Annotated in this window: 22 protein-coding genes; 13 read left to right on the forward strand and 9 right to left on the reverse strand. The window is 67.2% G+C overall.

Annotation, left to right across the window (positions count from 1 at the left end):
* Positions 1 to 56: 56 nt before the first annotated feature.
* Together GCU42_RS04510 and GCU42_RS04515 are read left to right on the forward strand one after the other, a co-directional pair.
* Positions 57 to 494: a hypothetical protein gene (locus GCU42_RS04510; protein ID WP_152569444.1), complete on the forward strand. Its 438-nt coding sequence runs from the start codon at positions 57 to 59 to the stop codon at positions 492 to 494.
* Complete coding sequence (locus GCU42_RS04515) at positions 491 to 1507, forward strand: tetratricopeptide repeat protein (RefSeq protein ID WP_114226424.1); 1017 nt, start codon at positions 491 to 493, stop codon at positions 1505 to 1507. Before GCU42_RS04510 ends, GCU42_RS04515 begins: the two co-directional genes overlap by 4 nt.
* Positions 1508 to 1760: 253 nt before the next feature.
* On the opposite strand, the gene GCU42_RS04520 is transcribed toward GCU42_RS04515, so the two are convergent.
* Positions 1761 to 2063: a hypothetical protein gene (locus GCU42_RS04520; protein ID WP_114226425.1), complete on the reverse strand. Its 303-nt coding sequence runs from the start codon at positions 2061 to 2063 to the stop codon at positions 1761 to 1763.
* Between the two features lie 166 nt (positions 2064 to 2229).
* Between GCU42_RS04520 and GCU42_RS04525 the strand changes: the two genes are divergently transcribed.
* Entirely contained in the window at positions 2230 to 3249 is a 1020-nt protein-coding gene (locus tag GCU42_RS04525) for an aldo/keto reductase (RefSeq protein ID WP_114226426.1), read from the forward strand.
* Positions 3250 to 3265: 16 nt separating this feature from the next.
* Here GCU42_RS04525 and GCU42_RS04530 read toward each other — a convergent pair whose 3' ends face one another.
* Positions 3266 to 3793, reverse strand: a complete 528-nt coding sequence (locus GCU42_RS04530) for a preprotein translocase subunit YajC (protein ID WP_152569445.1) — start codon at positions 3791 to 3793, stop codon at positions 3266 to 3268.
* Between the two features lie 166 nt (positions 3794 to 3959).
* Between GCU42_RS04530 and GCU42_RS04535 the strand changes: the two genes are divergently transcribed.
* Positions 3960 to 4550, forward strand: coding sequence for a DUF2059 domain-containing protein (locus GCU42_RS04535; RefSeq protein WP_114226428.1), 591 nt, complete (start codon positions 3960 to 3962; stop codon positions 4548 to 4550).
* On the opposite strand, the gene GCU42_RS04540 is transcribed toward GCU42_RS04535, so the two are convergent.
* A complete protein-coding gene (locus GCU42_RS04540; RefSeq protein ID WP_114226429.1) occupies positions 4547 to 5872 on the reverse strand; it encodes a terminase large subunit domain-containing protein in 1326 nt (441 codons plus the stop codon). The genes GCU42_RS04535 and GCU42_RS04540 overlap by 4 nt on opposite strands.
* Complete coding sequence (locus GCU42_RS04545) at positions 5869 to 6195, reverse strand: hypothetical protein (protein WP_114226430.1); 327 nt, start codon at positions 6193 to 6195, stop codon at positions 5869 to 5871. Before GCU42_RS04545 ends, GCU42_RS04540 begins: the two co-directional genes overlap by 4 nt.
* A gap of 252 nt (positions 6196 to 6447) precedes the next feature.
* Between GCU42_RS04545 and recA the strand changes: the two genes are divergently transcribed.
* The gene (recA, locus tag GCU42_RS04550; protein WP_114226431.1) at positions 6448 to 7515 is read left to right on the forward strand and encodes a recombinase RecA; all 1068 of its coding nucleotides are present in this window, start codon (positions 6448 to 6450) and stop codon (positions 7513 to 7515) included.
* A gap of 145 nt (positions 7516 to 7660) precedes the next feature.
* Here the strand turns inward: recA and GCU42_RS04555 are convergent, their stop codons facing one another.
* On the reverse strand, positions 7661 to 8926 hold the full coding sequence (locus GCU42_RS04555) for a multidrug effflux MFS transporter (RefSeq protein WP_162789129.1): 1266 nt from the start codon (positions 8924 to 8926) through the stop codon (positions 7661 to 7663).
* A 108-nt stretch (positions 8927 to 9034) separates the two neighbouring features.
* Here GCU42_RS04555 and GCU42_RS04560 point away from each other — a divergent pair, with 108 nt between their 5' ends.
* Positions 9035 to 9658, forward strand: coding sequence for a glutathione S-transferase family protein (locus GCU42_RS04560; protein ID WP_114226433.1), 624 nt, complete (start codon positions 9035 to 9037; stop codon positions 9656 to 9658).
* The gene (locus tag GCU42_RS04565) at positions 9645 to 10889 is read left to right on the forward strand and encodes a M24 family metallopeptidase (protein ID WP_114226434.1); all 1245 of its coding nucleotides are present in this window, start codon (positions 9645 to 9647) and stop codon (positions 10887 to 10889) included. Before GCU42_RS04560 ends, GCU42_RS04565 begins: the two co-directional genes overlap by 14 nt.
* Before the next feature lie 4 nt (positions 10890 to 10893).
* Here the strand turns inward: GCU42_RS04565 and GCU42_RS04570 are convergent, their stop codons facing one another.
* Complete coding sequence (locus GCU42_RS04570; protein WP_114226435.1) at positions 10894 to 12075, reverse strand: vWA domain-containing protein; 1182 nt, start codon at positions 12073 to 12075, stop codon at positions 10894 to 10896.
* Positions 12076 to 12212: 137 nt separating this feature from the next.
* On the opposite strand from GCU42_RS04570, the gene GCU42_RS04575 reads away from it, so the two are divergent.
* Positions 12213 to 13610: a methyl-accepting chemotaxis protein gene (locus GCU42_RS04575; RefSeq protein WP_114226436.1), complete on the forward strand. Its 1398-nt coding sequence runs from the start codon at positions 12213 to 12215 to the stop codon at positions 13608 to 13610.
* Here GCU42_RS04575 and GCU42_RS04580 read toward each other — a convergent pair.
* A complete protein-coding gene (locus tag GCU42_RS04580) occupies positions 13595 to 14455 on the reverse strand; it encodes an alpha/beta hydrolase (protein WP_114226437.1) in 861 nt (286 codons plus the stop codon). The genes GCU42_RS04575 and GCU42_RS04580 overlap by 16 nt on opposite strands.
* A 144-nt stretch (positions 14456 to 14599) precedes the next feature.
* On the opposite strand from GCU42_RS04580, the gene GCU42_RS04585 reads away from it, so the two are divergent.
* The 4 genes from GCU42_RS04585 to GCU42_RS04600 all read left to right on the forward strand — a co-directional run bounded on the left by GCU42_RS04585 (position 14600) and on the right by GCU42_RS04600 (position 17860).
* A complete protein-coding gene (locus tag GCU42_RS04585) occupies positions 14600 to 15061 on the forward strand; it encodes a hypothetical protein (RefSeq protein ID WP_152569446.1) in 462 nt (153 codons plus the stop codon).
* Entirely contained in the window at positions 15058 to 15864 is an 807-nt protein-coding gene (locus GCU42_RS04590; protein ID WP_114226439.1) for an SMI1/KNR4 family protein, read from the forward strand. The genes GCU42_RS04585 and GCU42_RS04590 overlap by 4 nt, the downstream gene beginning before the upstream one ends.
* Before the next feature lie 290 nt (positions 15865 to 16154).
* Entirely contained in the window at positions 16155 to 16913 is a 759-nt protein-coding gene (locus GCU42_RS04595) for a PEPxxWA-CTERM sorting domain-containing protein (RefSeq protein WP_114226440.1), read from the forward strand.
* 110 nt (positions 16914 to 17023) lie between these two features.
* Entirely contained in the window at positions 17024 to 17860 is an 837-nt protein-coding gene (locus GCU42_RS04600; protein WP_114226441.1) for a sterol desaturase family protein, read from the forward strand.
* Between the two features lie 247 nt (positions 17861 to 18107).
* On the opposite strand, the gene GCU42_RS04605 is transcribed toward GCU42_RS04600, so the two are convergent.
* Positions 18108 to 18335 carry a hypothetical protein gene (locus GCU42_RS04605; RefSeq protein WP_114226442.1) on the reverse strand — a complete coding sequence of 76 codons (228 nt, stop codon included), beginning with the start codon at positions 18333 to 18335 and terminating at the stop codon, positions 18108 to 18110.
* Positions 18336 to 20222: 1887 nt separating this feature from the next.
* On the opposite strand from GCU42_RS04605, the gene GCU42_RS04610 reads away from it, so the two are divergent.
* Positions 20223 to 23036 (forward strand): VIT domain-containing protein, encoded by a 2814-nt coding sequence (locus GCU42_RS04610; protein ID WP_162789130.1) that lies wholly within the window; start codon positions 20223 to 20225, stop codon positions 23034 to 23036.
* 3 nt (positions 23037 to 23039) lie between these two features.
* Here GCU42_RS04610 and GCU42_RS04615 read toward each other — a convergent pair whose 3' ends face one another.
* Positions 23040 to 24755: a hypothetical protein gene (locus GCU42_RS04615; RefSeq protein ID WP_114226445.1), complete on the reverse strand. Its 1716-nt coding sequence runs from the start codon at positions 24753 to 24755 to the stop codon at positions 23040 to 23042.
* Positions 24756 to 24825 lie beyond the last annotated feature (70 nt).

Here is a 24825-nt window from a genome sequence, read left to right on the forward strand (position 1 = left end):
CTGGCCTCCTGAAGAGTCTTTCAAGCGCGACGCGCAATCGGAGCAACAAAGGTCAAGTGGCTACACCCGAACCGACACAAAGCGCGGCAAATCTGCTAATGGGCTTGAAAGCTCAAGATCAACGGTCGGCGATCATAGAGGTAAAAATTGGGGCGCTTGATAAACGGCTCGACGAACAAAACGAAGCATACGCGCGCGTTGAGATCTTACTGGGTGTATTTGGCGTCCTTCTCACACTGTTGGTAATCTATCTTGGCTGGCGTGTTGAGCAATCTGCCATACGAGCTGCCACTGGCGTAGCTAAAGATGATCTCAAAGACAGTAAGGAAGAAATTGAGAATTGTGTGACTGAGAGTAAGCAGGCTCTCAAGGATACGCAGCGAATTCTTCTTCAAATCGAAGGGCATAAAGTTGTGGCCGCTCAAGATGTTGAGAAGATTCGTCAGTACAAAATCAACGTTTCGGAAGCGAATCCGAAGAAGAGACCATCATGAACAGCCTTCCTTTTGCCGATTGCCAAACTCTATTGGAGCACGCAAATAGGGAAATTGATGCTAAAATCCGGAGCGGGGAGCTTTTCTCTGCTCTCGACTTCGCAAGCATCTTGATTACCGTTTCCGGTCAAGAATCGGAAATTCTCGCCGGTTTCGATACTAAAGCCGTTTGCTATGACAAACTAGGTGCGCATGATTTAGAGCTCTTGACTTATAACGATGCTGTGGATCGTTTGGCCTCAAGTGCTGAGCCGGATATCAGGGATGGGCTTAACTCTCTTCTATATAACAAGGGTGTGACGCTCTCCAATCTTGATAGAAATGCCGAAGCGCTCTCAACTTATGATTTTGTCATTCAGCGTTCGAAAGGTGCGATCTCGGCTGATGCGCGAGATACCCTAGCAAGAGCGATGTACAATCGGGCTGCCATAATCAAAGAGCTCAGCACAGATCGTGAAGCCATTGCGGCATTCGAGGGTTTGATCAGTTCTCTGTCTGACGACGACGAACCGAGCGTGAGAGCCCAAGTCGCTAAGGCTTACGCCGCCTTAGGGCAACTTTACTCGAATGAGAAAGATTTTCCCAAAGCAATCGATTATTATCAAAAAGCTGAAGACATATTTCCATTCACTCTCGATCAGATTCCATCTCGGCTGCAAAACAGCATTCGATCGAACCAAGGTGTTACTCTAGCAAAATCAAATCGTGTCGAGGAAGCAGTTCGTATTTTCAGCAGGATTATCCGGGAACTGGAGCATGCTCCGGACGAGGAAAGCCGCTTGGTCGCTTATGGTGCATTTCTCAATAGGGCAATTGCCCAGCAAAAGATCGATAAAGAGCAATCTCTTAGTGATATTGATGCAGCCATAGCCGGTTTAAGAACAGCAATAAGCCCGACTGCTTCTCTTATGTTGAAAAGCGCCGAACAGCTTAAGTCAGCTTTCAAGGATGGAGTGGCTTCGTCAGAACCTGATGCTTTTCCAGACGTGAAGCTACCGGTGGGGTCGGTTTGAGACTGTGAAGGGTGCCAGGCAAGATCATGCAAACCGTAGGACGCTTTTAGCCTTACCGGGCACTAGTACGTGAATTAATTCAGGGCCACGAGATTGCGCGAACGATCGCGCTTACGTTCGTTTCGACGTTGCGCTAACGTCAGTCCTGCCGCCCTCGCCGCCTAGGCGGCTTGCGCGCAGGCTGGCCGGCGCTCGCGGGCTCTTCGCCTAAGCGGCTCGCTGCGCTCTGCCGCTTAGGCTCGGCCGCTCGCGCTTAGAACATACCCTTGATCTTGCCGATCATCCCGCCAACCCCGCCTTCCTCGCCCAGCAGCGAGGCGAACTGGCCGAGCGAGCCTTCGCCGCCGATGTGGCCGACGATCTCCTGCAATTTGTCTTGCGGCAGCCCGGTCTGATCGGCCGCCGTCTCCACCGTGTCGCCTTCCTGCGTGTGCGCCGCGCCGAGCGCGGTGACCGCCTGCTCGACCTGCTCGGGGCTGAGGCCGACCTTCTCGGCGAGGTTCTGGACGGTGGCGGACCCGGTCACCTGGCCGAGGATTCCATTGAGCAGGCTCATGCGCGACACTCCATGATGCGAAGAAACGCCAGCAACCGGGCGCCGTGACGGCGTCCGCACCAGCTATCCCCCTGCCGCCCCCCTTCGCCAAGTTAAATATTGACGCTTCGCCCGCTCGCCGCCCCCGCCCGCGCCACCTTCTCCCCCCTCGCTCGTTACGCCACCCATGCACACCCGCCAGCTCGGCCGCTCCGGCCCCCTCGTCTCCGCCCTCGGCCTCGGCTGCATGGGCATTTCCTTCGGCTATGCCAACAAGCTCTCCCGCGCCGACGGCGTCGCCTTGATCCGCGCCGCGGTCGAGCGCGGGGTCACCTTCTTCGACACCGCCGAAGTCTACGGCCCCTTCGAGAATGAGGAGATCGTCGGCGAGGCCCTCAAGCCCCACCGCGACCAGGTCGTCATCGCCACCAAGTTCGGCTTCAAGTTCGACCCCGACGGCAAGCAGCTCCCCGGCACCGACAGCCGCCCCGAGACCATCCGCGCCGCGGTCGATGGCTCGTTGAAGCGTCTCGGCGTCGAGACCATCGACCTCCTTTACCAGCACCGCGTCGACCCCGCGGTCCCGATCGAGGATGTCGCCGGCACCGTCCGCGACCTCATCGCCGCCGGCAAGGTCAAGGCGTTCGGCCTGTCCGAGCCCGGCCCCCAGACCCTCCGCCGCGCCCACGCGGTCCAGCCGGTCGCCGCGGTCCAGAACGAATATTCGCTGTGGTGGCGCGCACCCGAGAGCAACGGCATCCTCGACGCCTGCGACGAGCTCGGCATCGGCTTCGTCCCCTACTCCCCCCTCGGCAAGGGCTTCCTCACCGGCGCGATCAAGCCCGGCGAGGCGCTCCCCGCGGGCGACTTCCGCAGCACGACCCCGCGCTTCTCCCCCGAAGCGATCGACCGCAACCAGGCCTTCGTCGACCTGTTGAAGGAAATCGCTACCGAGAAAGGCGCCACCCCGGCGCAGGTCGCGCTCGCCTGGCTGCTCGCCCAGCGCCCCTACATCGTCCCCATCCCCGGCACGACCAAGCTCCCCCGCCTCGAGGAGAACCTCGCCGCCGCCGACCTCGCGCTCGGCGACGATGAGCTCGACCGCATCTGTGTCGGCTTGGGCGAGCTCGAAGTCGAAGGCGACCGTTACGCCCCCGCCCAGGCCGCGATGGTCGGGGTCGAGGCGCCGATGCCTGCGAACGCCTGACCCCGCCCGGAAGCGCTTACTTGGCTTGGTCGGCGAGCTTCTGCAGCTCGCTCGCGCTGATGCCCAGCACCGCCCCCTGCGGGCCAGGCGCGATGGCGTTGCGCTGCAGGCGGACGAGCTTTCCGCCCGTCAGCTTGATCGTCACATATTGGTCGTCGATCGCGGTGATCGTGCCGGCGGGCGTGCCCGCCTGGCCATAGACGGTCGTCCCGATGGTCACCTTGGCATTGGCCTCGGCCAGCGCTTCTTCGGCCTGCGCGTTGAGCTGCGCCTGGGTGAGCGCGAACATAAGCTTGCCGTCGTGCGGGGTGAAGGACGAGGCGGGCAGCTGCACCTCATGCTTGTCGGTCTTGACCACCAACTGGTCGCCATTGACGCGGCTCACCACGCCGACGGCGCCGCCGTTGGCATCGACGACCGCCGTCCCCGGGGCGATGGCGGCAGACGCAGCGGCGGGCGGCGCGGTCTGGAGCGCGGCAGCGGGCACGGCGCCGGCCAGCGCGGCGGCGGCCAGGGCGAGGGCGCGAACGGACAGGATGGGCATGGCGGTCATCTCCAGCTGGTTGGGGTTCGCAAAGATTAACGATTGAGGCCGCCGCGGGTTCGCTCCGCCAGCCGCATTTTCGCCCGGCCGACGCCCCCACCGCCGCGGCTCGCTTGCACCCCGCCACCGGCGCGCTAGCATCGCCTCCTCACGGGGGAGAAAAGTCATGCGTACCATCAGCCTATCCGCCGCGCTGCTCGCGGTCGCCGCGCCGGCCGCGCTCCACGCCCAGCCGGCGTCCGTCGCGGTTGCCCCCGACGACGCCGCCCGCCGCACTGAGGCGCACGCCATCATCGAGGTGATGTTCCCGCCCGCCACTCGCGAGGCGACGATGCAGAAGATGATGGACACGCTTACCGCGACCATGCTGCAGACATTCAAGCTGCCGACGGTCGACGATCCGGGCCTCAAGGCGATGTTCGATCGCTTCATCGCATCGGCGCGGGCGGAGGCGGCCGCCAATGCTCGCGCCAATTTCCCGAAGAGTCTGGCGGCGATGGAGGGCGCTTACGCCCGCGCCTTCACCCTCGCCGAGCTTAAGAACATCCACGCCTTTGCCCTCACACCTGCCGGGAGCCATTATCTCCAGCGCAGCCTGGAACTGGTGTCCGACCCCGAAGTCCAGGCCGTGGCGAAGGAAGCGGTCGAACAGGGCCGCGCTCGCTCGCAGGTCAAGGTCGCGCAGTTCAAAGCCGAGGTGCTCGCTTATTTGAACGCACACCCCGACGTCGCGGCCAAGATACGCCAGGGCAATTAAAGCGACCCGATCCCCGGCTTCGCCCGCTTCGGCGCCAGCAGCAGCTCGGTCAGCGCCCACACCATCGCGTCGGCGCGGTCGGGGCTGGTGCCCGGCCCGTCATAGCCGCCCCCCGCGATCAGCCCCATCAACTGCCCCTCGAGCGGCCCGAACCGTCCGTGGAAGAAGGCGCTGCCGTTCTCGAACCGCAGCGCGATCGGCTCGGCGCGGTGGCTCTTGCCGACCCGCGCGGTGACCAGCCGGACGTGGAGGTCGGGCGCGGCGCCGTGGAGCACGCTCAGCACCATCTTGCCCCCTTGGTTCTGCTCGGCGACCACCAGCGCGCGGCCTTCGCTGCTACGCGGCCCGTGGAGCGCGGCGGCCTCCGCCACCCGCGCCGCCCATTGCTCGGGGGTCGCCGCAGTGACGCTATGGTCGGCGAGCACATGGCCACGCCCCTCGCGGTCGAGCGCGCAGGCGACGATCCCGCACGTCCCGCCGCCACTCGGCGGGTCGACCCCGATGACGATCCGCGCGAAGCCCGGCAGCGGCACCCCGCCCGGCCAGCGGCAGCGCTTGATCAGCGCCGCGGTCCACAGTGCTCCCGCGACGTCGGTGACCAGCTCGCCCTCCAGCTCCTGCCGGCCGAGCGACGTCCCGCCATATTGCCGCTCCATCGCCGTTCGGAAGGCGAGCGGCAGGTGGCGGTTGGCGGCGGTCGACCCACCGGTGTGCACCGTCCCCTCCCTCTCCAGCAGCTGGGCGAGCACGGTCCGCGCGCGCGGCGTCGTCGTCACCATCACCTGCGGCCGATGACCGAGCCGAAGCCCGAGCTGCAGCGTCGACCAGGTCTCGTGCGACTTCTTCCATTTGGCCAGCTCGTCGCACCAGGCGAAATGATGTTGGGGCCCGCGCAGCTCGTCGGGCGAGGCGCCGCTGTACAGCCGCGCTTCCGAACCGTTATGGAACTTTATCAGCCGCCGCGCGGGGTAGAAGCGCCCGATCAGCGGATCCGCCACCGCACGCAGCCCGCTGTCGCCTTCGACCATCACGTCGCGCGCCTCGGCATAGGTCGCGGCGACCAACGCGATCCTGAGGTCGGACCGCGCGCGAACCTGTTCGGCGATCCACTCGGCCCCGGCGCGGGTCTTGCCGAACCCGCGCCCGGCCATCACCACCCAGGTCTCCCACGCCCCCGCCGGCGAGACCTGCTCGGGCCGCGCCCACAGGCGCCAGTCGTCCGCGATCGCCGCCAGCTCGGACGGGTCGAGCGTGCCGAGCAGCGCCAGCACCTCGGCGTGGCTCAGCCCGGCGACCAGCGCCGGAAATTCGCCGTGCCTCACTCGGGCGCGGTCGGCGGCTCGGCAGCCCCGTCGTCACGGACCGCCGCCACCCGCGCCGCGATCATCTCCCGCAGCTGCGCCGGGTCGGGCGGCGGCGGGCGATCCTCCTCCGCCGCCTGCGCGCGCGCCGCGTTGCGCAGCGTCAGCAGCTTGACCGCCGTCTCCGCACTAATCAGCGGGGCACCTTCGGGCAGCCCGGCCCCGCTCAGCACGGAAGTCGCCGCCCTCACTAAAGCAAACTCGAGCTTTGTGTAGATTCGCGCCAGCGCCAGCTTGCTGTCCGCGGCCTCGTCCCCCGGCGCATCGCCACTATTTCGTCCCATGCCCGGGACAAGCCAAACGAACTCCAACAAGTCAATATATTTTGCCTGTTTGGTTCGTTCTCGATCTCACGCGAGGCCCCGCCGCACTTTCGCCTTGCCGCCCCCCGCCGGTCGGCTATCAAGGTCTTGCTCGGCGAATTCGGGCCACGGCCCCTCCTTTTCGTTCCCTACTTGTTCCACCGGAACGGATAGGGTACATCGGTTTCAGCGCGGAGTTGATCCGCATGGCTGACTGACGAAAGGAATAGGGGCATGGCCACGCAACTGAAGGTCGTCGGAATGAGCGGGGATGCGGTGACTACGGATCGGCAAAAGGCATTGGACGCGGCGCTGGCGCAGATCGACCGCGCTTTCGGCAAGGGCTCGGCGATGAAGCTGGGCAGCCGCGAGAAGATCGAGATCGAGACGGTCTCGACCGGTTCGCTCGGGCTCGACATCGCGCTCGGCGTCGGCGGCCTCCCGCGCGGCCGCATCATCGAGATCTACGGCCCAGAAAGCTCGGGCAAGACCACGCTGGCGCTCCACTCGATCGCCGAATCGCAGAAGATCGGCGGCACTGCCGCCTTCGTCGATGCAGAGCATGCGCTCGACCCGGTCTATGCCAAGAAGCTCGGCGTCAACATCGACGAATTGATCGTCTCCCAGCCCGACACGGGCGAACAGGCGCTCGAGATCGTCGATACGCTGGTTCGCTCGAACGCGGTCGACGTGCTGGTGGTCGATTCGGTCGCCGCGCTGGTCCCGCGGGCCGAGATCGAGGGCGAGATGGGCGACAGCCACGTCGGCCTCCAGGCCCGGCTGATGAGCCAGGCGCTCCGCAAGCTCACCGGCTCGATCAGCCGCTCGCGCTGCACCGTCATCTTCATCAACCAAGTGCGGATGAAGATCGGCGTGATGTACGGCAATCCTGAAACCACCACCGGCGGCAATGCGCTCAAATTCTACGCCTCCGTCCGCCTCGACATCCGCCGCACCGGGCAGATCAAGGACAAGGACGATATCGTCGGCAACACCACCCGCGTGAAGGTGGTCAAGAACAAGGTCGCCCCGCCGTTCAAGCAGGTCGAGTTCGACATCATGTACGGCGAAGGCGTCAGCAAGGTCGGCGAAATCCTCGACCTCGGGGTCAAGGCCGGGCTGGTCGAGAAGTCCGGCGCCTGGTTCAGCTTCGACTCGATCCGCATCGGCCAGGGCCGCGAGAACGCCAAGGTCTACCTGCGCGAAAACCCCGACATCGCCGCCCGCATCGAAAACGCCGTCCGCGGCAAGAAGGATGAGGTTGGTGAAGCGTTGATGGTTGGGGCTGGGCCGGAAGATTGAGCGCCCAAGACTAAGCGGAAAATTGCGAAAGCGATTTTCCGCTTAGACGAAGAGAGCGCGAAAGCCGGCCGACAGGTCGGCGCAGCCGAACCTGATCGACGTCACGGGATTTACTCCCGTGACGGCCACCCCTCCGCCACCCCCCCTACTCCGCCACCACCGCCGCGCTCACCCCGCCCACCGGCAACCGCTCGAACAACCGCCGCCGATCGGTCAGCACCACCAGCAGCGCCCCGACCCAGCCGCACACCGCCACGCCGATCAGGAACGGCCGCTGGCTGCCGTCGAACGCCTGGCCGATCGCGAAGCCCGCGGCCGAGGCCAGCACCGTGCTCGCCAGCCCTTGGATCGAGCTCGCCATCCCCGCGATCGGCGCCATCTTCTCCATCGCCAGCGTGTTCAAGTTGGACGAGGTGAAGGCGAAGCTCCCCATCGCCAGCCCCTGCAGCACCACGAACTCGGCCAGCCGCTCGGGGGTGAGCAACGCCAGCAGGGCGTGCGCGCTGGTTACCGCGACGAACGCCACCACCCCCCAATGGCCGACCCGCCGCAGCCCCAAGCGGCCGACGATCCGGCTGTTGGTGAAGGCGGCCACCGCCATCGGCGCCGCCACCGCCCCGAACACCAGCCCGATCCGGCTGCCGGCGTGGAAACTGTCGAACACGATCTGCTGGATCGAGGAGATGTAGGCGACCAGCCCCGCGAAGAACGCCGTCTGCGCCAGCGTATAGCCCAGTGACTGGCGCTCGCTGACGACCGCCTTCGCCGCCGCCCACAATTCGCCAACCTTGAGGCTCCGCCGAAATTCGGGATGCAGCGTCTCGGGCAGGCGGAGGAAACTCCACACCCCGAGCAACAGCCCGTAAGCCGCCAGCGCCCAGAAGATCGCCTGCCACGGCCCGATCGCCAGCACCGCCTGGCCGAAGCTCGGCGCCAGCACGGGCACCAGCATGAACACCATGAAGGTCAGGCTCATCACCCGCGCCATCGCCTCGCCCTCGAACAGGTCGCGGACCATCGCCACCACCAGCACGCGGGTCACCGCCGCCGCCGCGCCCTGGCACAGCCGCCCGGCGATCAGCACCTCGAAGCTCGGCGCGACCGAGCACAGGCTTGCGAACAGCGCATAAGCGCCGATCCCCCAGGTCAGGATCGGCTTACGCCCGAAGCGGTCGGCGAGCGGCCCCCACAGCAATTGCCCGAGCCCGAAGCCGAGCATGTAGACGACGATGATCAGCTGGCGCCGGTTGGGGTCGGCGACATGGAGGTGCGCGCCGATGTCGGGCAGCGCCGGGATCATCGAATCGATCGCGATGGCATTCAAGGCCATCAGCGCGGCGAGCAGCGCGACCATTTCGCGCGCGCCCGGACGCGGCCCGTCGCCGGGCAGGTGGTGGAGGGTGAATGGCATGGGAAACCGCCCAATGGACCGCCTGGCGCCGGAGTTCCAGCGCGTGCGATCATTTCGCCGGCGGTAGCCAGGCTGGCGTGGCGCGCGAAGCCATGTCAGACAGCTCGGATGATCGTCGTCCATCATCTCGAGAACAGCCGCTCGCAGCGCATACTGTGGCTGCTCGAGGAGCTCGAGCTCCCCTATACGGTGAAGCGTTACCAGCGCGATTCCAAGACCATGCTCGCCCCGCCCGAGCTGCGCCGCCTCCACCCGCTCGGCAAGTCGCCGGTGATCGAGGACGGCCAGATGGTGATCGCCGAGAGCGGCGCCATCGTCGAATATCTGGTCGAGAAAGCCGGCGGCCGGATGGGCCCGCTCGACCAGCAATGCGGCAAGCTGCGCTACCGCCAGTTCCTCCATTATGCCGAGGGCTCGCTGATGCCCCCGCTGCTCGTCCTGTTGGTGATCAAGCGGCTCGGGCTGCTCGGCCTGCCCGCGCGCAAGCCGATCCTCCGGATGCTCGACCGCCACCTCGACTATTGCGACCTCGAGCTGTCGGGCCGCCCCTATTTCGCCGGCGACGAACTGACCGGCGCCGACATCATGATGAGCTTCCCGCTCGAGGCCGCCGCCAAGCGCGCCGGGCTCAACGCCTCGCGCCGCCACGTCTGGGCCTGGCTCCAGCGCATCCACGAGCGCCCCGCCTACCAGCGCGCGCTGAAAGCCGGCGGTCCCTATGCGCTCATTTGAACTCAGCCGCCGCGGCGCGCTGGTCGGCAGCCTCGCCGCGCTGACCCTCCCCGCCGCGCCCGCCCTCGCGCAAGTCGCCCCCCGCCGCGGTCCGCCCCCGCCGATCGGCGCCGCCGAGCGCAGCCGCCGCGTCGCCACCCTCCAGCAGCGGATGCGAACCCTCGGTATCGGCGCCTTGGTGGTCGAAAGCGGTCCCGCGCTCGACTATTTCACCGGCGTCCAGTGGCATCGCAGCGAGCGGCCAACGCTGGCGGTCATCCCCGCCGAGGGCGCGGCGATCATCGTCACCCCCTTCTTCGAGCGCCCGTCAGTAGCTGAGAGCCTCCAGCTCCCGCTCGAGATCCGCCCGTGGCAGGAGGATGAGAGCCCCTACGCGCCGGTCGCCGCTTACCTTCGCGCCCGCCGCGCCGACCGCCGCCCGCTCGCCTTCGAGGAGACCACCCGCGCCTTCATCGTCGACGGCGTCCGGAAATTGCTCCCCGCCGCCCAGCTCGCCGACGGCGCCGCGCTGGTCCGCCCGATCCGGATGCGCAAGTCGCCGGCCGAGCTGGCGCTGATGCAATATGCGTCCGACATCACCATCGAGGCGCTGAAAGCCACCCACGCCGGGGTCAAGCTGGGCGAGACCAACCACGACATCGCCGCCCGCTTCGAGCGGATCGTGAGCGAGCTCGGCGGCACCGACACCTGGGCGCTGGTCCTGATCGACGAGGCCGCCGCTTTGCCCCACGGCAGCGGCCGCCCGCAGGTGGTCAAGCGCGGCAGCGTCGTGCTGATGGACTGCGGCTGCGCGGTTCGCGGCTATCAGTCGGACATCAGCCGCAGCTTCGTGTTCGGCGCCGACCCGACCCCCGCCCAGCGCAAGGTGTGGAGCCAGGTCCGCCAGGGCCAGGCCACCGCCTTCGCCGCCGCCCGGCTCGGCGCCCCCGCCGGCAGCGTCGACGATGCCGTCCGCCGCTTGTACGAATCGTGGGGCTACGGCCCGCGCTATGCCCTCCCCGGGCTCAGCCACCGCACCGGCCACGGCATCGGCATGGAAGGCCACGAGCCGGTCAACCTCGTCCACGGCGAGATGACGGCGCTCGCGCCGGGCATGTGCTTCTCGAACGAGCCCGGCCTCTACCTCCCCGGCAAGTTCGGCATCCGCCTCGAAGACTGCTTCCACATGACCACGGCCGGCCCCGCCTGGTTCAGCGTCCCGCCGCCGAGCATCGACCAGCCGTTCGGCTGAGGCGTCACTTCTTTCGGCTCAACTCGCGCATCGCCTCGTCGAGCCCGCCCAGCGTCAGCGGATACATCCGCTCGCCCATCAGCTGGCGGATCAGTCCGGTCGACGCGCTATGCCCCCAATAGGCCTCCGGCGTCGGGTTGAGCCACGCCGCCGCCGGGTAAGTGTCGGTCAGCCGCTTGAGCCAGGTCGCCCCGCTCTCCTCGTTCATATGCTCGATCGAGCCGCCGGGATGGCTCACCTCATAGGGGCTCATCGCCGCGTCGCCGACGATCACGAGCTTATGGTCGTGGCCGAACTTGTGGAGGATGTCCCAGGTCGCGGTGCGGTCGGTCCAGCGCCGCCGGTTCTCCTTCCACACGCCCTCGTAGATGCAATTGTGGAAATAGAAATGCTCGAGGTGCTTGAACTCGGTCCGGCAAGCCGAGAAGAGTTCCTCGGCGACGCGGATATGCCCGTCCATCGACCCGCCGATGTCGAGGAACAGCAGCACCTTGACCGCATTGTGCCGCTCGGGCCGGAACTGGACGTCGAGCCAGCCCTGCCGCGCGGTCCCGTCGATCGTCGCGTCGAGGTCGAGCTCGTCGGCCCGCCCCTCGCGCGCGAAGCGCCGCAGCCGCCGCAGCGCCACCTTGATGTTGCGGGTGCCGAGCTCGCGCGTGTCGTCGAGATCCCTGAACTCGCGATTCTCCCACACCTTGATCGCGCGGCCCTGCTTGCCCGGCCCGCCGATCCGCACCCCCTCGGGATTGTAGCCGCCATGTCCGAACGGCGAGGTGCCCCCGGTGCCGATCCACTTCGACCCGCCCTCATGCCGCTCTTGCTGCTCCTCGAGCCGCTTCTTGAGCGTCTCCATGATCTCGTCCCACGAGCCGAGCGCCTTGACCGCCTCCATCTCCTCGGGCGTCAGGTAGCGCTCGGCCACCGCGCGCAGCCACTCCTCGGGGATTTGCGCCGCGAGGTCCTCCCCCTCAGCCGGGAGCAGCCCCTTGAATACCTCGCCGAATACCCGGTCGAAGCGGTCGAGCTGGCTCTCGTCGTGCACGAAGACCGCGCGGGCGAGGTAATAGAATTCCTCCGGGCTCCGCTCGATCACCGCCGCGTCGAGCGCCTCCAGCAGCACCAGATGCTCCTTGAGGCTTGCGGATATCCCCCCGCGCCGCAGCGCCTCGACGAAGTTGATGAACATGGGCTCGGTCTACCCCGGCCCCATCGTCATTGCGAGCGCAGCGAAGCAATTCACTGACGAGCCCCCAGCACGGTTAACGAAACGGTAGAACCTCCTCCCTAGACCTCCCCCCACGAGTTTTGGTTCGAGGACTGGGTATGGCGACGGCCGGCATCGAAGAAATTACCGAGAATGCGATCCGCACGGTCGCGCGCGACTGTGGCTCCCTGTCGATCGAATGCTCCGACGTGTCGGGCTATGTCGAGGACGTCGCCGAGCGCCTGTCCGACCATTTGAAGACCCTCGACGCGCTCGAGGACGTCACCACCCGCCTCCTCGCCGACCAGGCCCGCGTCGCCGATTCGACCGACGAGGCGCGCCTACTTTCCGAGCAGGCCAAGGCCAAGTTGGACGCCGGCCGCGCCGCGATCGAGGACACCATCGCCGGCTTCAAGGGCCTGACCGAGCTGGTCGTCCAGCTGGGCGAGCGGATGGCCGGCTTCGCCAGCGCGATGAACCAGGTCCAGACCGTCAGCTCGACCATCGAGGCGATCGCCCGCAAGACCAACATGCTGGCGCTCAATGCCACCATCGAGGCCGCCCGCGCCGGTGACGCCGGGCGCAGCTTCGCGGTGGTTGCCGCCGAGGTGAAGAAGCTCGCTCACGACACCCGCGCCGCGACCAGCCAGATCGGCCTCACCATCGGCGAGCTGACCCGCGAGGCCGGCGCCGTCACCACCGAGATCAAGACCGGCGTCGAGCGCAGCCGCGCCGCGCAGAAGGGCTTCGGCCAGATCGGCGACACCGTCCGCGAAGTGACCGAGATCGTCTCGATGGTCGACCGCCAGACCGAGGGCATCGCCCACTCGACCAGCATGATCCAGACCAGCGTCGACCGGGTGAAGGCGTCGCTGACCGACTTCGCCGCCGACGCGCGCGAAAATGGCGGCGCGCTGATGATCGCCCAGAAGCGCCTCTCGGGGCTCGAGATGATGAGCAACGCGATGCTCGACACGCTCGCCAATTCGGGCGCCGAGATCGACGACACGCCGATGATCATCCTCGCCCAGGATGCGATGAAGGCGATCGCGCAGGCCTGCGAGCGCGGCGTCGCCGCCGGCGAGATCGGCATGGACGACATCTTCGACCGCACCTACGTGCCGATCCCCGGCCGCAACCCGGTCCAGTATGACAACCGCTTCTGCGACTTCGCCGACGCGCACATCCGCCCGATCCTCGACCAGTTCAAGGCGCGCGAGGCCCGCGTCATCGGCTCGGCGATCACCAACGTCGACGGCTTCCTGCCGACCCATTTGTCCGAGCGCTGCCAGCAGCCCGGCACCGATCCGGTGTGGAACGACGCCCACTGCCGCAACCGCCGCATCTTCATGGACGAGCAGACCCGCGCGGCGATCGCCAGCGACAAGCCGGCGATGCTGATGACCTACCGGATGGAATTGGGCGACAAGAACATCCCGGTGAAGAACGTCTTCGTGCCTTTGTTCGTCAACGGCCGCCGCTGGGGCAATTTCGAACTCGCCTACCGCGACGAATAAGGGTTGGCGGCACAGGTCACCGCGAAGCCATATTCCGCCGGCGCCGGCTCGGCCGGGGGCAGCACATTGGTCAGCGCCTGCGGGGCGAGCTGCTGGTAGATGGTCGCGTGCCCCAGGTCCGGGCGCGGTGCGTAGCACAATGGCACCCCCGCCCCGCCGAGCGCCGCCAGCAAGGCCGGCGACCCGGTCGGCTCGGCCAATTCCTCCTTGGCCAGCGCGAGGTAGAGCGGATGCCCCCGCTGCGCCGCCCCCAGGGCCGGCCGCGCGCCCTTGGCCAGCGCCGCCCCGTCCCACCACAGGCTCGGATCGATCGCCGCATAAGCGTCGAACAGCCCCGGCTCGCGCAAGTAGGTCTCGACGATGAACAGCCCCGCCAGCGACTCGCCGATCACCGCCGACCGCCCGTTCGAGCGAAAACTCCGCGCCACCCACGGCTTGACCGTGTCGCGGATAAACGTCCGAAAGCGCGCGCTCTCGCCTGCGGTCGGATATTTCGCCAGCAGCGCCGGATCGCGGGTCGGGCCGACCAGCTCGCGGCGACGATCCACCGTCGCCACCCCGACCAGGATCGCCTCGCCCGACCGCCCCCACTGCCCGCCATTGCCGACCAGCGCGGCGATGTTCAGCAGATCCTGATCGACCCCGCCATCGATCAGGTAGAGCACCGGGTAACGCCGCTCGGGATGCGCGGCATAGCCCGCCGGCAGCACCACATTCACCACCCGCTCACCCCCCAGCGCCGCCGACGGCAGCCGATAGCTGGTTCCGATGGTGATCGGCGCGGGCGGCGTGGCGGCTACTACTGGCACCGCGCCGAACGCGAGCAGAAAAGCCGAAGCCCGCATGAGGGCGCTGAGACGCAAGGACATCCCACCAGCCTAGCCCCGCCCCCGCGAAAGGCCAGCACCCGCCTCGCCACCGCGCCGGCCCCCGGCTAAGAATTTGGCAAAGCCCGTCGCCTACAGGCGGTGGACGAAGGGGGGATGAAGATGACCGACGACCACGGCTTCGACGCGCTGGTGGAAGCCATCTTCGACCATCTTCCCCTCTTCTTCGGCGGCAAATCCGAGACCGCGCACGACGCGCTCGCCGCGGTCGGCTATCGGATGGCGCGGCAGGCCGACGGCACTCCGATGCTCGCCCGTCCGGTCGGCGACGGTGCGGTCTGCCTCTTCGCCAAGCCGGCGCTGCCGCTCCCCAAGGCCAAGCTCGCCGCGGCGGGCGCCGCTCACTTGTTCGACCGCCTGGCCGAGGAGATCCGCGCCCGCGGCTTCGCGCGCGCCGCGCCGGGCACCCCGCGCGACGGCATGCGGGTCGAGACCTTTGCCGCCCGTCACGAAGGCCCGATCATGGCGATCACGGTCATGCGCGCGCTCGCCAGCGACAACGTCCTCCTCGCCGCCGCCATGCCGCCGGTGACCCCGCGCGCCCCGGTGTCCGCGCAAGCATGAGCGGCACGCTCTCCCGCCGCGGCTGGCTCGCCACCGCGCTCGGCGCCGCCCTCGTCGCCGCCGGCCTCGGCGCGCGCGGCTGCCAGTCGATGGGCAAGCGCACGGCCTCCCCCCAGCGCCCCGCCGGCGCGGCGAAACCGATGCTCGACGAGGACATCGCCCCCGTCCTCGCCCGGCTCGACGCCTGGTATGCGGCGCACCTCGCCGCCGACGCCGCCAATTTCAATCCACCCGCGAGCGAGGCGCAGCTCGACGCCTTCGAGCGCCTCGTGCGCGTCCGCCTGCCGCGCGCCTACCGCCAGCTCTACGGCTGGCACGACGGCGAGAACGACGACCGCCGCGGCCACATTTACGGCCTGCCGATCCTCTCGCTCGATGCGGCGGGCCGCGAGTGGCTGAGCTGGCAGAAGGTCGCCGCCGGTTTCGGCGGCAACCGTTATGCGATCCCCGGCGGCGGCTGGCCGGTCGGCGCGGTCGACCCCGCCTACACTAACCCCGGCTGGATCCCGCTCACCGCCGACGGCTCGGGCAACCACCTCGGGCTCGACTTCGCGCCCTGGCCCGGCGGGCGGGTCGGCCAGATCATCCTCTACGGCCGCGACGAGGACGTGAAAGCGGTCCTCGCCCCCTCGCTCGGCCGCTTCCTCGCCTGGCTCGCCACCCTGCTCGAGAGCGGCAACTTCCGCCTCGACGTCGCACCCGGCGAGCAGGTCCTCCGCCACTTCCGCCTCAAGACCCCCGCGGTCGACGACTTCCAGGACGGCGCCCGCACCCTCCTCGGCGCGCCCGGGCCGTACCTGTAGGCGCGGTGGCGGCGACGTTGGGAACGTCCGCTTTGGGTGGGAAACGGACGTCGTCTGACTGGCCTCTTCCCGCACTGGAGCAGCGGAAGATGGGATCGACCGCGCTTTCCCGCCCATGACAATATTCGACCTGTACCGGACTAGGACAGTGACAATGTCCTGACTTTTCTCGGTACCTCGGCTTGGTCATTTGGCGCGTCGGCTCGCGATCACCTGCAAGATAGCGGTTCGGTCATCAGAACTTTCACGGGAGAGTTCGGGATCGAGATGGCCGGTCCAAAAGGGGAACCATGAACAGCAAACTTCTCAGCATGATTGGGCTCGCCGCTGCGGCCCTGTCCGCCACTCCGGCGGCGGCGCAGCAGTATGTGACCAATGGCAATTTCAACAGCGTGTCGAACAACAGCCAAAACTTCCAGGTGAATGCCTCGAATCAATATGGCTCGGTCACGGGCTGGTCGACGGGCAATTCGTCGACGAGCACCAATCCGTACAACCTGCTCTATCATTCGGACATCGCGACTTCGAGCAGCGCGCTTGGCCAGTATCAGGGCACCGGCCGCGAATTCCTTTGGGCGCTGCCGAGCAACAATGCCGGCCATGGCAACTTCATGGCGCTCGACGGCGACACCAGTGTCAACGGGACCTTCTCGACGATCCTGACGGGCCTGACCACGGGCGCGCTCTACACGCTGTCGTTTGACTGGGCGACCGGGCAGATCGCCAGCCGCACTGGCGCGACGACCGAGGGCCTCAACATCACCGTCGGCAACCTCGTCATCTCGCTTCCCAACCAGAACACGCCGTCGGAAGGCGCAACGCCTTGGTCGACGGTCACCCGTACCTTCACGGCAACCGGCGCCACGCAGACGCTGAGCTTCCTTGCCACCGGCACTCCCAACGGACTGCCGCCGGTCGCGCTGCTCGACAACGTCTCGGTGACCGCCGCCGTGCCGGAACCGGCCACTTGGGCGCTGATGCTGATCGGCTTCGGCGCGGTGGGCGTGAGCATGCGCAAGCGCCGGGCGCACATTCCGGCCATGGCCTGATCGGGAAGTCTCTTTACGGTTTGAAGATTTCCGATCGATACTAAGCACTGACGGCCTCCTCCGTTCGCTGGCGCGAGCAGGAGGAGGCCGCTTTGCCGGAGAATCTCGCGATGCCGTCGATCCTAATTGATCTCATTAGGCTGACGGTCTGGCTCTCGTTGCTGGCGCTTCTCTTCGCGCCGCTCGAAAAGCTCTTCACCCTGCGCAAGGCGCAACGGCGCACCTCGATCGTCGCCGACATTTTCTATTATTATCTCAACGGGCTGATCCCCACGCTGGTCATGGCGGTGCCCCTTGCGGCGCTCGCTGCCGTGGTCCGGGGCGTGACCCCCCTTGCTTGGCACCAGGCCGTCACGAGCCTTCCGCTCTGGCTGACGATTCCGCTCGGTCTCCTCGTCGCCGAAGTCGGTTCCTACTGGGCGCATCGCTGGGCACACCATTCCCCCACGCTGTGGCGGTTCCACGCCGTCCATCACACGCCCGAGCATCTCGATTGGCTGGTGAACAGCCGCGCGCATCCGGTCGATGTAGTGTTTACGCGGCTTGGCGGTTTGGTGCCGCTGTACATGCTCGGGCTCGACGGCGGTGGTTCGGAGCGCGGACTGGTACCGCTCATCATCGTTGTGATCGGAACGATCTGGTCATTCTTCGTCCATGCGAATGTCCGGTGGCGGTTCGGACCGCTCGAGCAGCTCCTGGCGACCCCGGCCTTTCATCACTGGCACCATACCAACGACGAGCATCGTGATCACAACTTTGCCGCGACGCTGCCGTTCATCGACCGATTGTTCGGGACGCTCCACCTCCCCGACCATTTTCCGACCGTCTACGGTATCGACCGCCCGGTCCCGCCAGCCTTCTACGATGAAGTCATCGCGCCCTTCACCGGCGCAGAACGAGCAGCGTCAGAACAAGCCAGATCCCAAACCGAAGGCGAGCTGGTCTAGCGGATTCTCATCGCACGAAACTCAAAACAGCCCGGCCGCCTTCGCAACCGAGCTGTTCGTGGCCTAGGACAAGGGGACAGCTTGCCTGCGAGCGGAACTAGCCTCGTGAAGTCGCCTTCAAAAGGCAGCTCGGCGCTTCTGTTTGATTACGGCACATCACTCGTTTGCTGGGGCTATCCTGGAGGCCGAAATCAAACATCTGACTTGAGCCGCAAGCGGACTGTCCGCTTTGGGTGGAAAGCGGACGTCAGTTTGTGGCGGTGCCATCCAGCAAGTCAGTTTCGATCAGCCACCGCGAGGCCTCCTCCATTGTGACGAGGCCGGAGGGTGATAATTGCGCCTTGCTGTCCTCGTGTCGCAGGCAGAGGATGGCTTGGCCGTCTTGACCGAAAGTGATCGCTAAACAGTTTATGGCAGACCTAATGCCGCCTTCGTCGAAGTTGTTGGGGTCGATCAGGCGGAGAGCGGTTTTCACAACGTCTGCTCGCTCGCCAAGCGATCTCACAGTCGCAGTCCGTTCGAGTAAACTTGGTCCCTCCCAGACCACTGCCTGATGACTACAATAACCTCCCTCTCGCAGATGGTCCGCCACGAGGTCAGCGAGCAGCCAGGGTCATCTGGGCTTCTTGGCTGAGCTTGCCGCTCCCATCGAAAACATCGGTCTCGGGGCGGAGTACATAAACCCTCGTCGCTGGATGGTGCCCATTCCTACGAACGTCCGCAATGGGTGCAGAGCGGACGTTCTCATCGAAGTCTGATTGGGTGACTTCGGTTTACTGCTTCTCCGAACCGATGCGTGGATGAGCGTTCTGAGCGGGGTTTTGAAGAAACTCGAAATAGAACGCGAGCAAGACAACGATCAGGCTGATTAAGGCAGGGATCGCTATCTTACGCTTCTTTGCCCTCGAAATTACCACGATCTAGCCCATGCATCTCACCGGTAACGAACGTCCACAATGGGTCGAGAGCAGACATTCGGCTCAGCCTAGGTCTCTGAGCAGGCCGATCATCCGCATCATCTCGACATTACACAAGCCAGCGAGCCGCTCTTACTCGTCCCAGTGGCGCTCGTAGGTGCGGTGCCAAATTCCCTTGGCCGGTTCAGCCACATGTCGAAGCCTCTGTCACCCCCGAGCTTCGTTTGCAGACGGAACAGCCTTCTCAAAGGGCCGGTCACGAGGTGCATGACGTTGTGACTGGTAGGCGAGCCGCCAGCTTTCCGACCGGCAAATCGGTCGCCAGGCAAGGGCTTGTAGGGCTTGCCGACACGTTGCCCAGTTGCCGGACAGTGCATCCATCAACGCCGGCCGCAGGAGATTGGCGTCGTGAAGTTCAGCCGGATCGGCTGCTGCATCTCTTGTCGCGCGCCACCTTTCGTCAGCGTGTAGCGAAGCGTAAGGGTGGCGTTCCCAAGGTCGGCCATATTCCTTCGTAGTCGATTGAACCGGAAGGCGAGCCGCCGCAGGTCCAGCTCAGGCCGCCAAAAACGAAGCATCCGGGGATCAGCCGCTCAGTGCGGATCCTCCAAGCAATGTCGACCTTAAGCCAGAGGTCAGCGGTCAGTTTGCCGCCGTAATTACCTGAGCCACATCCGCCCACGTCAATTCTCCAGATTTTCCTAAATAATCAGGAAAGCGTGATTATTTATCAGAGCGGTGATTTTGCCAAAGAGGGCAGTACATGACAGTTGGTGAGACCTGAGCGAACGGACATAGGACAACAATCCCCGGCGCCGAGCGTGTATCGCTCGATTGCCGAAGGCAGTCCGGTCCGTTCAAGTATGACAGTCGGAGCCGACCCTCGCTTTCGGACGCTTCTGGTCGAGAGGTCGCAAGATGCTCAGCAGTTGCTTACGAGGCTGTCCTCCGCCCCGCCGATCGCCGCTCTGCCTTTCGAACTTGGCTCGCAAATAATATCGGACCCCCCTGGTTTGGCTGTAGAGCCCTTCCGCCAGTGTATTCAGCTCCTTGGCAGGGCTTATGCGCTTGTCGCAGCTACCCTCCCCTGCTGGCACGAGACCGGCAGCTTGAAGGTTATCCATCAAGGAGTTGTGCGAGGGACAACTATCAGGTGCTAAGCGGCTGGTGCGCCAAGCTAAGCACCTGAAAGGTATAGCTAGTTGCACCCCTCTTGGGTGCGCCATTTTTCCTCGCAGTTCCCCACCTTAGCCGCGCAGCCTGGCGCGGCTGTCTGCGACCTTGATGCTAAAATGTTACAATGTCTCATTAAGCGCGCGGTCGATCGAAAGGCGCCTTTCCGCGCGTGATGACCGCGTTAGATTGGTGTTGAACCAGGAGGGGGGTCGGTCATGCGGATGAGCGGGATGTTGCTGGCAGGCGCAGCGTTCGCGGGACTTGGGGGAGTGGCCGCAGCGGCGCCGACCGTGCTCGCCGGGCCCTCGGTCACCGCGCTGGTGCGCGGGGTCAACCAGGCGGAGGCGGTGCGGCCGCTCGAGATCCGGCGGCTGGCGCTGGTCGCCACCGTCCACGGCGCGGTCGCGACCGCCGAGCTGACGCTCGAGGTCCACGGCACCACTGACGAGCCGGTCGAAGGGCGGGTGGCGATTCCCCTGCCGGCGGACGCGGTGGTGACCGGATACGCGCTCGACATCGACGGCCGGCTGGTCGACGGCTCGCTGGTCGATGGCGCCAAGGCGCAGGCGGCTTACGAGCAGAATCTGCGCCGGCAGGTCGACCCGGGCGTCGCTACGATCGACGCCGCGGGCGGCTTCAACACCCGCGTCTTTCCGATCAGCCGCACAGCCGGGCGCACCTTCAAGGTGCGCTTCACCGCGCCGGCGGGAACCGTCTGGCGGCTCCCGCTCGGCGGCGCGCTCGCCACCGCCGATTGGCACGTCAGCGTGACCGGCGCCGCGCGCGACTCGGTTCGCCTGGGCGGACGGGCGCTCGCCGAGCGCGGCGGCGTGCTGAGCCTGTCGGGCCGCGGTGCCCTTCCCGGAGACCTCACCATTGCGGCGTCCGAAGCGGAGACCGACGCGCTCGCCAGCGTCCACGCGACCGGCGAGCAGACGTGGCAGGTGAGCGGCCCCCTGCCCCATGCGGTGGCGCCGACCGGCGGCACGGTGCGCGTCTATTGGGACCGCTCGCGCAGCCGCCGCGACCAGGACCATGCGGCGGAACTCGCGCGGGTGACCGCGGCGATCGCCGCGCTCCGCCCGGCGCGGATCGAGTGGGTCGCCTTCGCCAGCGGCGCGCCCGAGCGCGCGGTGCTCGCCAGTGCCGCCGAGCTGGCCGCGCGCGTCGCCGCCGTCCGCTATCGCGGCGCGACGAGCTATCGCGCGCTGAGCAACGGCGGCGCGGGGGGGACCTGCCTGCTGGTCAGCGACGGGCAGCTGACGCTTGACCAGGACAATATGGTCGCGCCGGGCTGCCGGCTATTCGCCATCGCCCCGACCAGCGGCGCCAACCGCGCGCGCCTGACCGCGTTGGCGCAGGCCGGTGGCGGGCGGGTGATCGATGCCGACGATGCGGCTGCCGACCTCACGGCGCCGGGGGTCGAGCGGATTTCCGATACAGCCGGCACGGCCTTGCCCTTCACCCTGCTGCCGAGCGCACCCGACCACTGGCGGGCGATCGTCCAGGCGCCGGCGAGCGGCCCTGCCCAGGTCACCGTCGGCGGGGTTACCGTCGCCCGCCAGCCCACCGCCGCGGCGGTCCGCTTCGACGGCGACAGCGCGCTGCTCGCCGCCGCCCGCCTGTCGCTGCTCGAAGGCACCGCCAGCCGCGAGCAGTTCGTCGCCACCAGCCGCCGCTATGCCATCGCCAGCCCGTCGCTGTCGTTCGTCGTGCTCGAGCAGCCCGAGGATTATGTGCTGAACGGGGTGCGGCCGCCGGCCAACTATCCCAAGCTCGCCAAATATGAGGAGCTGCAATTCGCCGCCGACGCCAACCGCAAGGCCGCCGCGGCGAACCGGCTCGACCAGCTGGTCAAGGACTGGACCGCCGAGCTCGCCTGGTACGACAAGCGCTTCGACCTGACCTGGCGACCGCCGGTCGTGACGCCGGGCAAGCCGCGGGGCGCTCCCCCCGCGATGATGTCGCCGGCGCCGGTGGCGGACTCACCGGACGCGCCCCCGCCCCCACCGCCGCCTCCGCCTCCGCCTCCGCCGCCGCCCGCTCCCGAGCGGGAAGACGAGGCCAGCACAGCCACGGGCGACATCGTGGTCACCAGTACGCGGATGCCGAACCGCGCCGCCGCCCCTGCTGACGTCCGCGTCTCGGTCGACGCGTGGAATCCCGATCGCGAATATCTGAAAGCATTCGACGCCGCGCCGGCCGAGTTCGACCGCCTCTACGCCGAGTGGGAGCGCAAGGCGGGCGACGTTCCGGCTTATTATCTCGACAGCGCCGACTGGCTGGTGCGGCACGATCGCGCCGCCGACGCGCCCGAGGTGCTGCTGTCGGCGCTCGACCTGCCGACCGCCAACCAGGTGACGATCGGCATGGTCGCGACCCGGCTCGAGCGCTACGGCGCGCTCGACGCTGCGGTGGCGCTGCGCGAGCGACAAATGAACCTCGACCTGGATCATCCGCAGCCCAAGCGGCTGCTGGCGCTGGTCCTCGCCCGCCGCGCCGCGCTGGGCGGGCCGACCGCCAAGGCCGACCTCACCCGCGCGATCGAGCTGCTCATCGACGTCGCGGTGAAGCCGCACGACGCGCGCTGGAACGGCATCGACCTCGTCAGCCTGGTCGAGGCCAATGCGCTGCTGCCAAAGCTGCGCGCACTGGGCGGCGACGTCGCGATCGACCCGCGCCTCGTTCGCAACCTCGCGAGCGACCTCCGGATCGTGATCGACTGGTCGAACGACGCCACCGACATTGACCTGTGGGTCGACGAGCCGAGCGGCGAGCGGGTGATCTATTCGAACCAGCGCAGCCATATCGGTGGGCATTTATCGGACGACATGACGCAGGGGTTCGGACCGGAGGAATATTTCCTCCGCCGCGCCGCGCCAGGAGCCTATGTCACCCGCGCCCACGTCTTCGCGCCCGACCGGCTCGACCCCAATGGGGCGGCGCGGGTGACGGCGCACCTCTATCGTGACTGGGGCCGGCCGACGCAGCGCGAGCAGGTGATCGATTTCGACGTCAGCCGCGGCAAGGACGGCGAGCTGATGATCGGCACGCTGACGGTCGAACACCCGGGCGAGAAGTAGCGTTCAGCGCGTCGCCGGCAGCGCGATCTCGAACAGCCGCGCGCCCGTCGCGACCTGCCCGAGGGGGCGCAGCCAGCCCGGCTGTCGTCCTTCGAGCAACTGGGCGGCGAAGGGCGCCGAGACGCCGCCGAAGCCGTCGCAGGCGACCACCCAGCGCACTCGCCACTGGCGGGCGAGGCGCTCGGCATTGTCCGGGCTGCCGATGAAGAAATTATACATGGCGAGATCGCCTGCGACGTCGCGATGGTAAGCGGCGGCGATGAAGCGCTGGCGGGTCGGCAGCATCGCCGCGGCGCCGGTGTCGGTCGGGGCCATGACGACTCCTGCCGGCAGACGGGCGAGGCGATCGACGAGGTCGGGCGCGGTACAGCTGGCGCCCGCTCCGATTGCCACACGGGCGGGAGTAGCGGCGGGTGGCAGCGCCTGCGCGGCGACCGGATAGACGAGCCCGCCCGAGACGAGCCACGCCGCGACGGTGCGTGCCCCGCCCCGCTCGGCCACCCGTGCCAGCAGCGCGCCGAGCGCGGGGGCAGCGAGCAGCGCGCCCGCGTAGAAACCGCGTAATTGGACCAGTGTCACGGCGGTCGCGGCGAGCTGCAGGACTAGCAGCAGCAGCCACGGCCGCGTCGGCGTCCGCCACGCCTGCCAGCAACCGGCCACCAGCCCGGCCGCCATCAACCCGCAATGCGCCACCACTACCGCCAGCGGCGCGGCGATCAGCGGCTGCGCTTCAAGCACGCGGTCGAGCCAGAGCTGCCGGAGCAACGGCGGCACCTGGCCGTAGGGCGACAGGCAGGCGGGCGCGGCGAGCGCGACCGCCACTGCGACCGCGCCGCCTGCGGCCAGCGCCGCACCGGCACGCCACGCCAACGACCAGCGGGTGGGCAGGGCAGCGAGAGCCAGCGGGGCGAGCGACCCGATCAGCATCGCCCGCGCGCTCGCGGCGGTGAAGCCGTCGCAGGCCGGATAGGACCAGGCCAGCGGGCGGAACACCACACTTGCCGCCAGCGTCCCAGCAAACAGCGCGGCGCCGAGACCGGCGAGCCGAGCCCGCGCGCCGTCCTCGCGTAGCCCCCATTCGAGCACCGCCGCGGCGACGATCACCGCCAGCAGCGGCGCCATTTCCATCCCCGTCACCAGGCTCAGCACGATCGCGAAGCCGGCGACCAGGCCATTGCGCACGGATGCCGGTCGCAGCAGCGCCCAGACGCTGACCAGCAACAGCACGAGCTGGAGGCCGTGATGATCGATCCGGCCCGGGGCGAAGGCGGTGCTGGCGGGGTAAGCGGCGGCGGCGACGATCATCGTCCGCCAGCCGACCTCGGCGCCGCCGACCAGCCGGCCGATTTGGCCTGCGAGCCACAGCGCCGCGACCAGCAAGGCGGTCGGCCAGGCGATCACCGCGGCGAGCTCGGCAGCGTGGCGTCCTAGCGGTCCCTCCAGCAGCCGGATGAGCGCGCCGGGAACGAGGTCGGGCAGGCGCGACCAGTGCATCGGCACCCCGGCCGCGCCGAGGCGATATTGGGTGAGGTCGGCGAAGCGCTGCCCGCCGAGCCAGTCGCGGATCTGCTGCAGACGCATCATGTCGTCGGCGTCGGGAAGGCGCAGCTGCGACAGCTCGGCCCAGCTGCGCACGCAGCCGATCAGCGCGAGCACGAGCGCGATGCCGAGCGCGAGCGCCGCGTCGATCCAGATCTCGCGAGAACTGCTGCCGTGCATGGCAGGAGGGCTACCGGGTCAGGGTTAACAGCCGCTTAGGTTCGCGGCAGCTTGTTACGGTCAAACCGCC

The sequence above is a fragment of the Sphingomonas ginsengisoli An et al. 2013 genome (genome assembly GCF_009363895.1).
GTDB lineage: Bacteria > Pseudomonadota > Alphaproteobacteria > Sphingomonadales > Sphingomonadaceae > Sphingomicrobium > Sphingomicrobium ginsengisoli.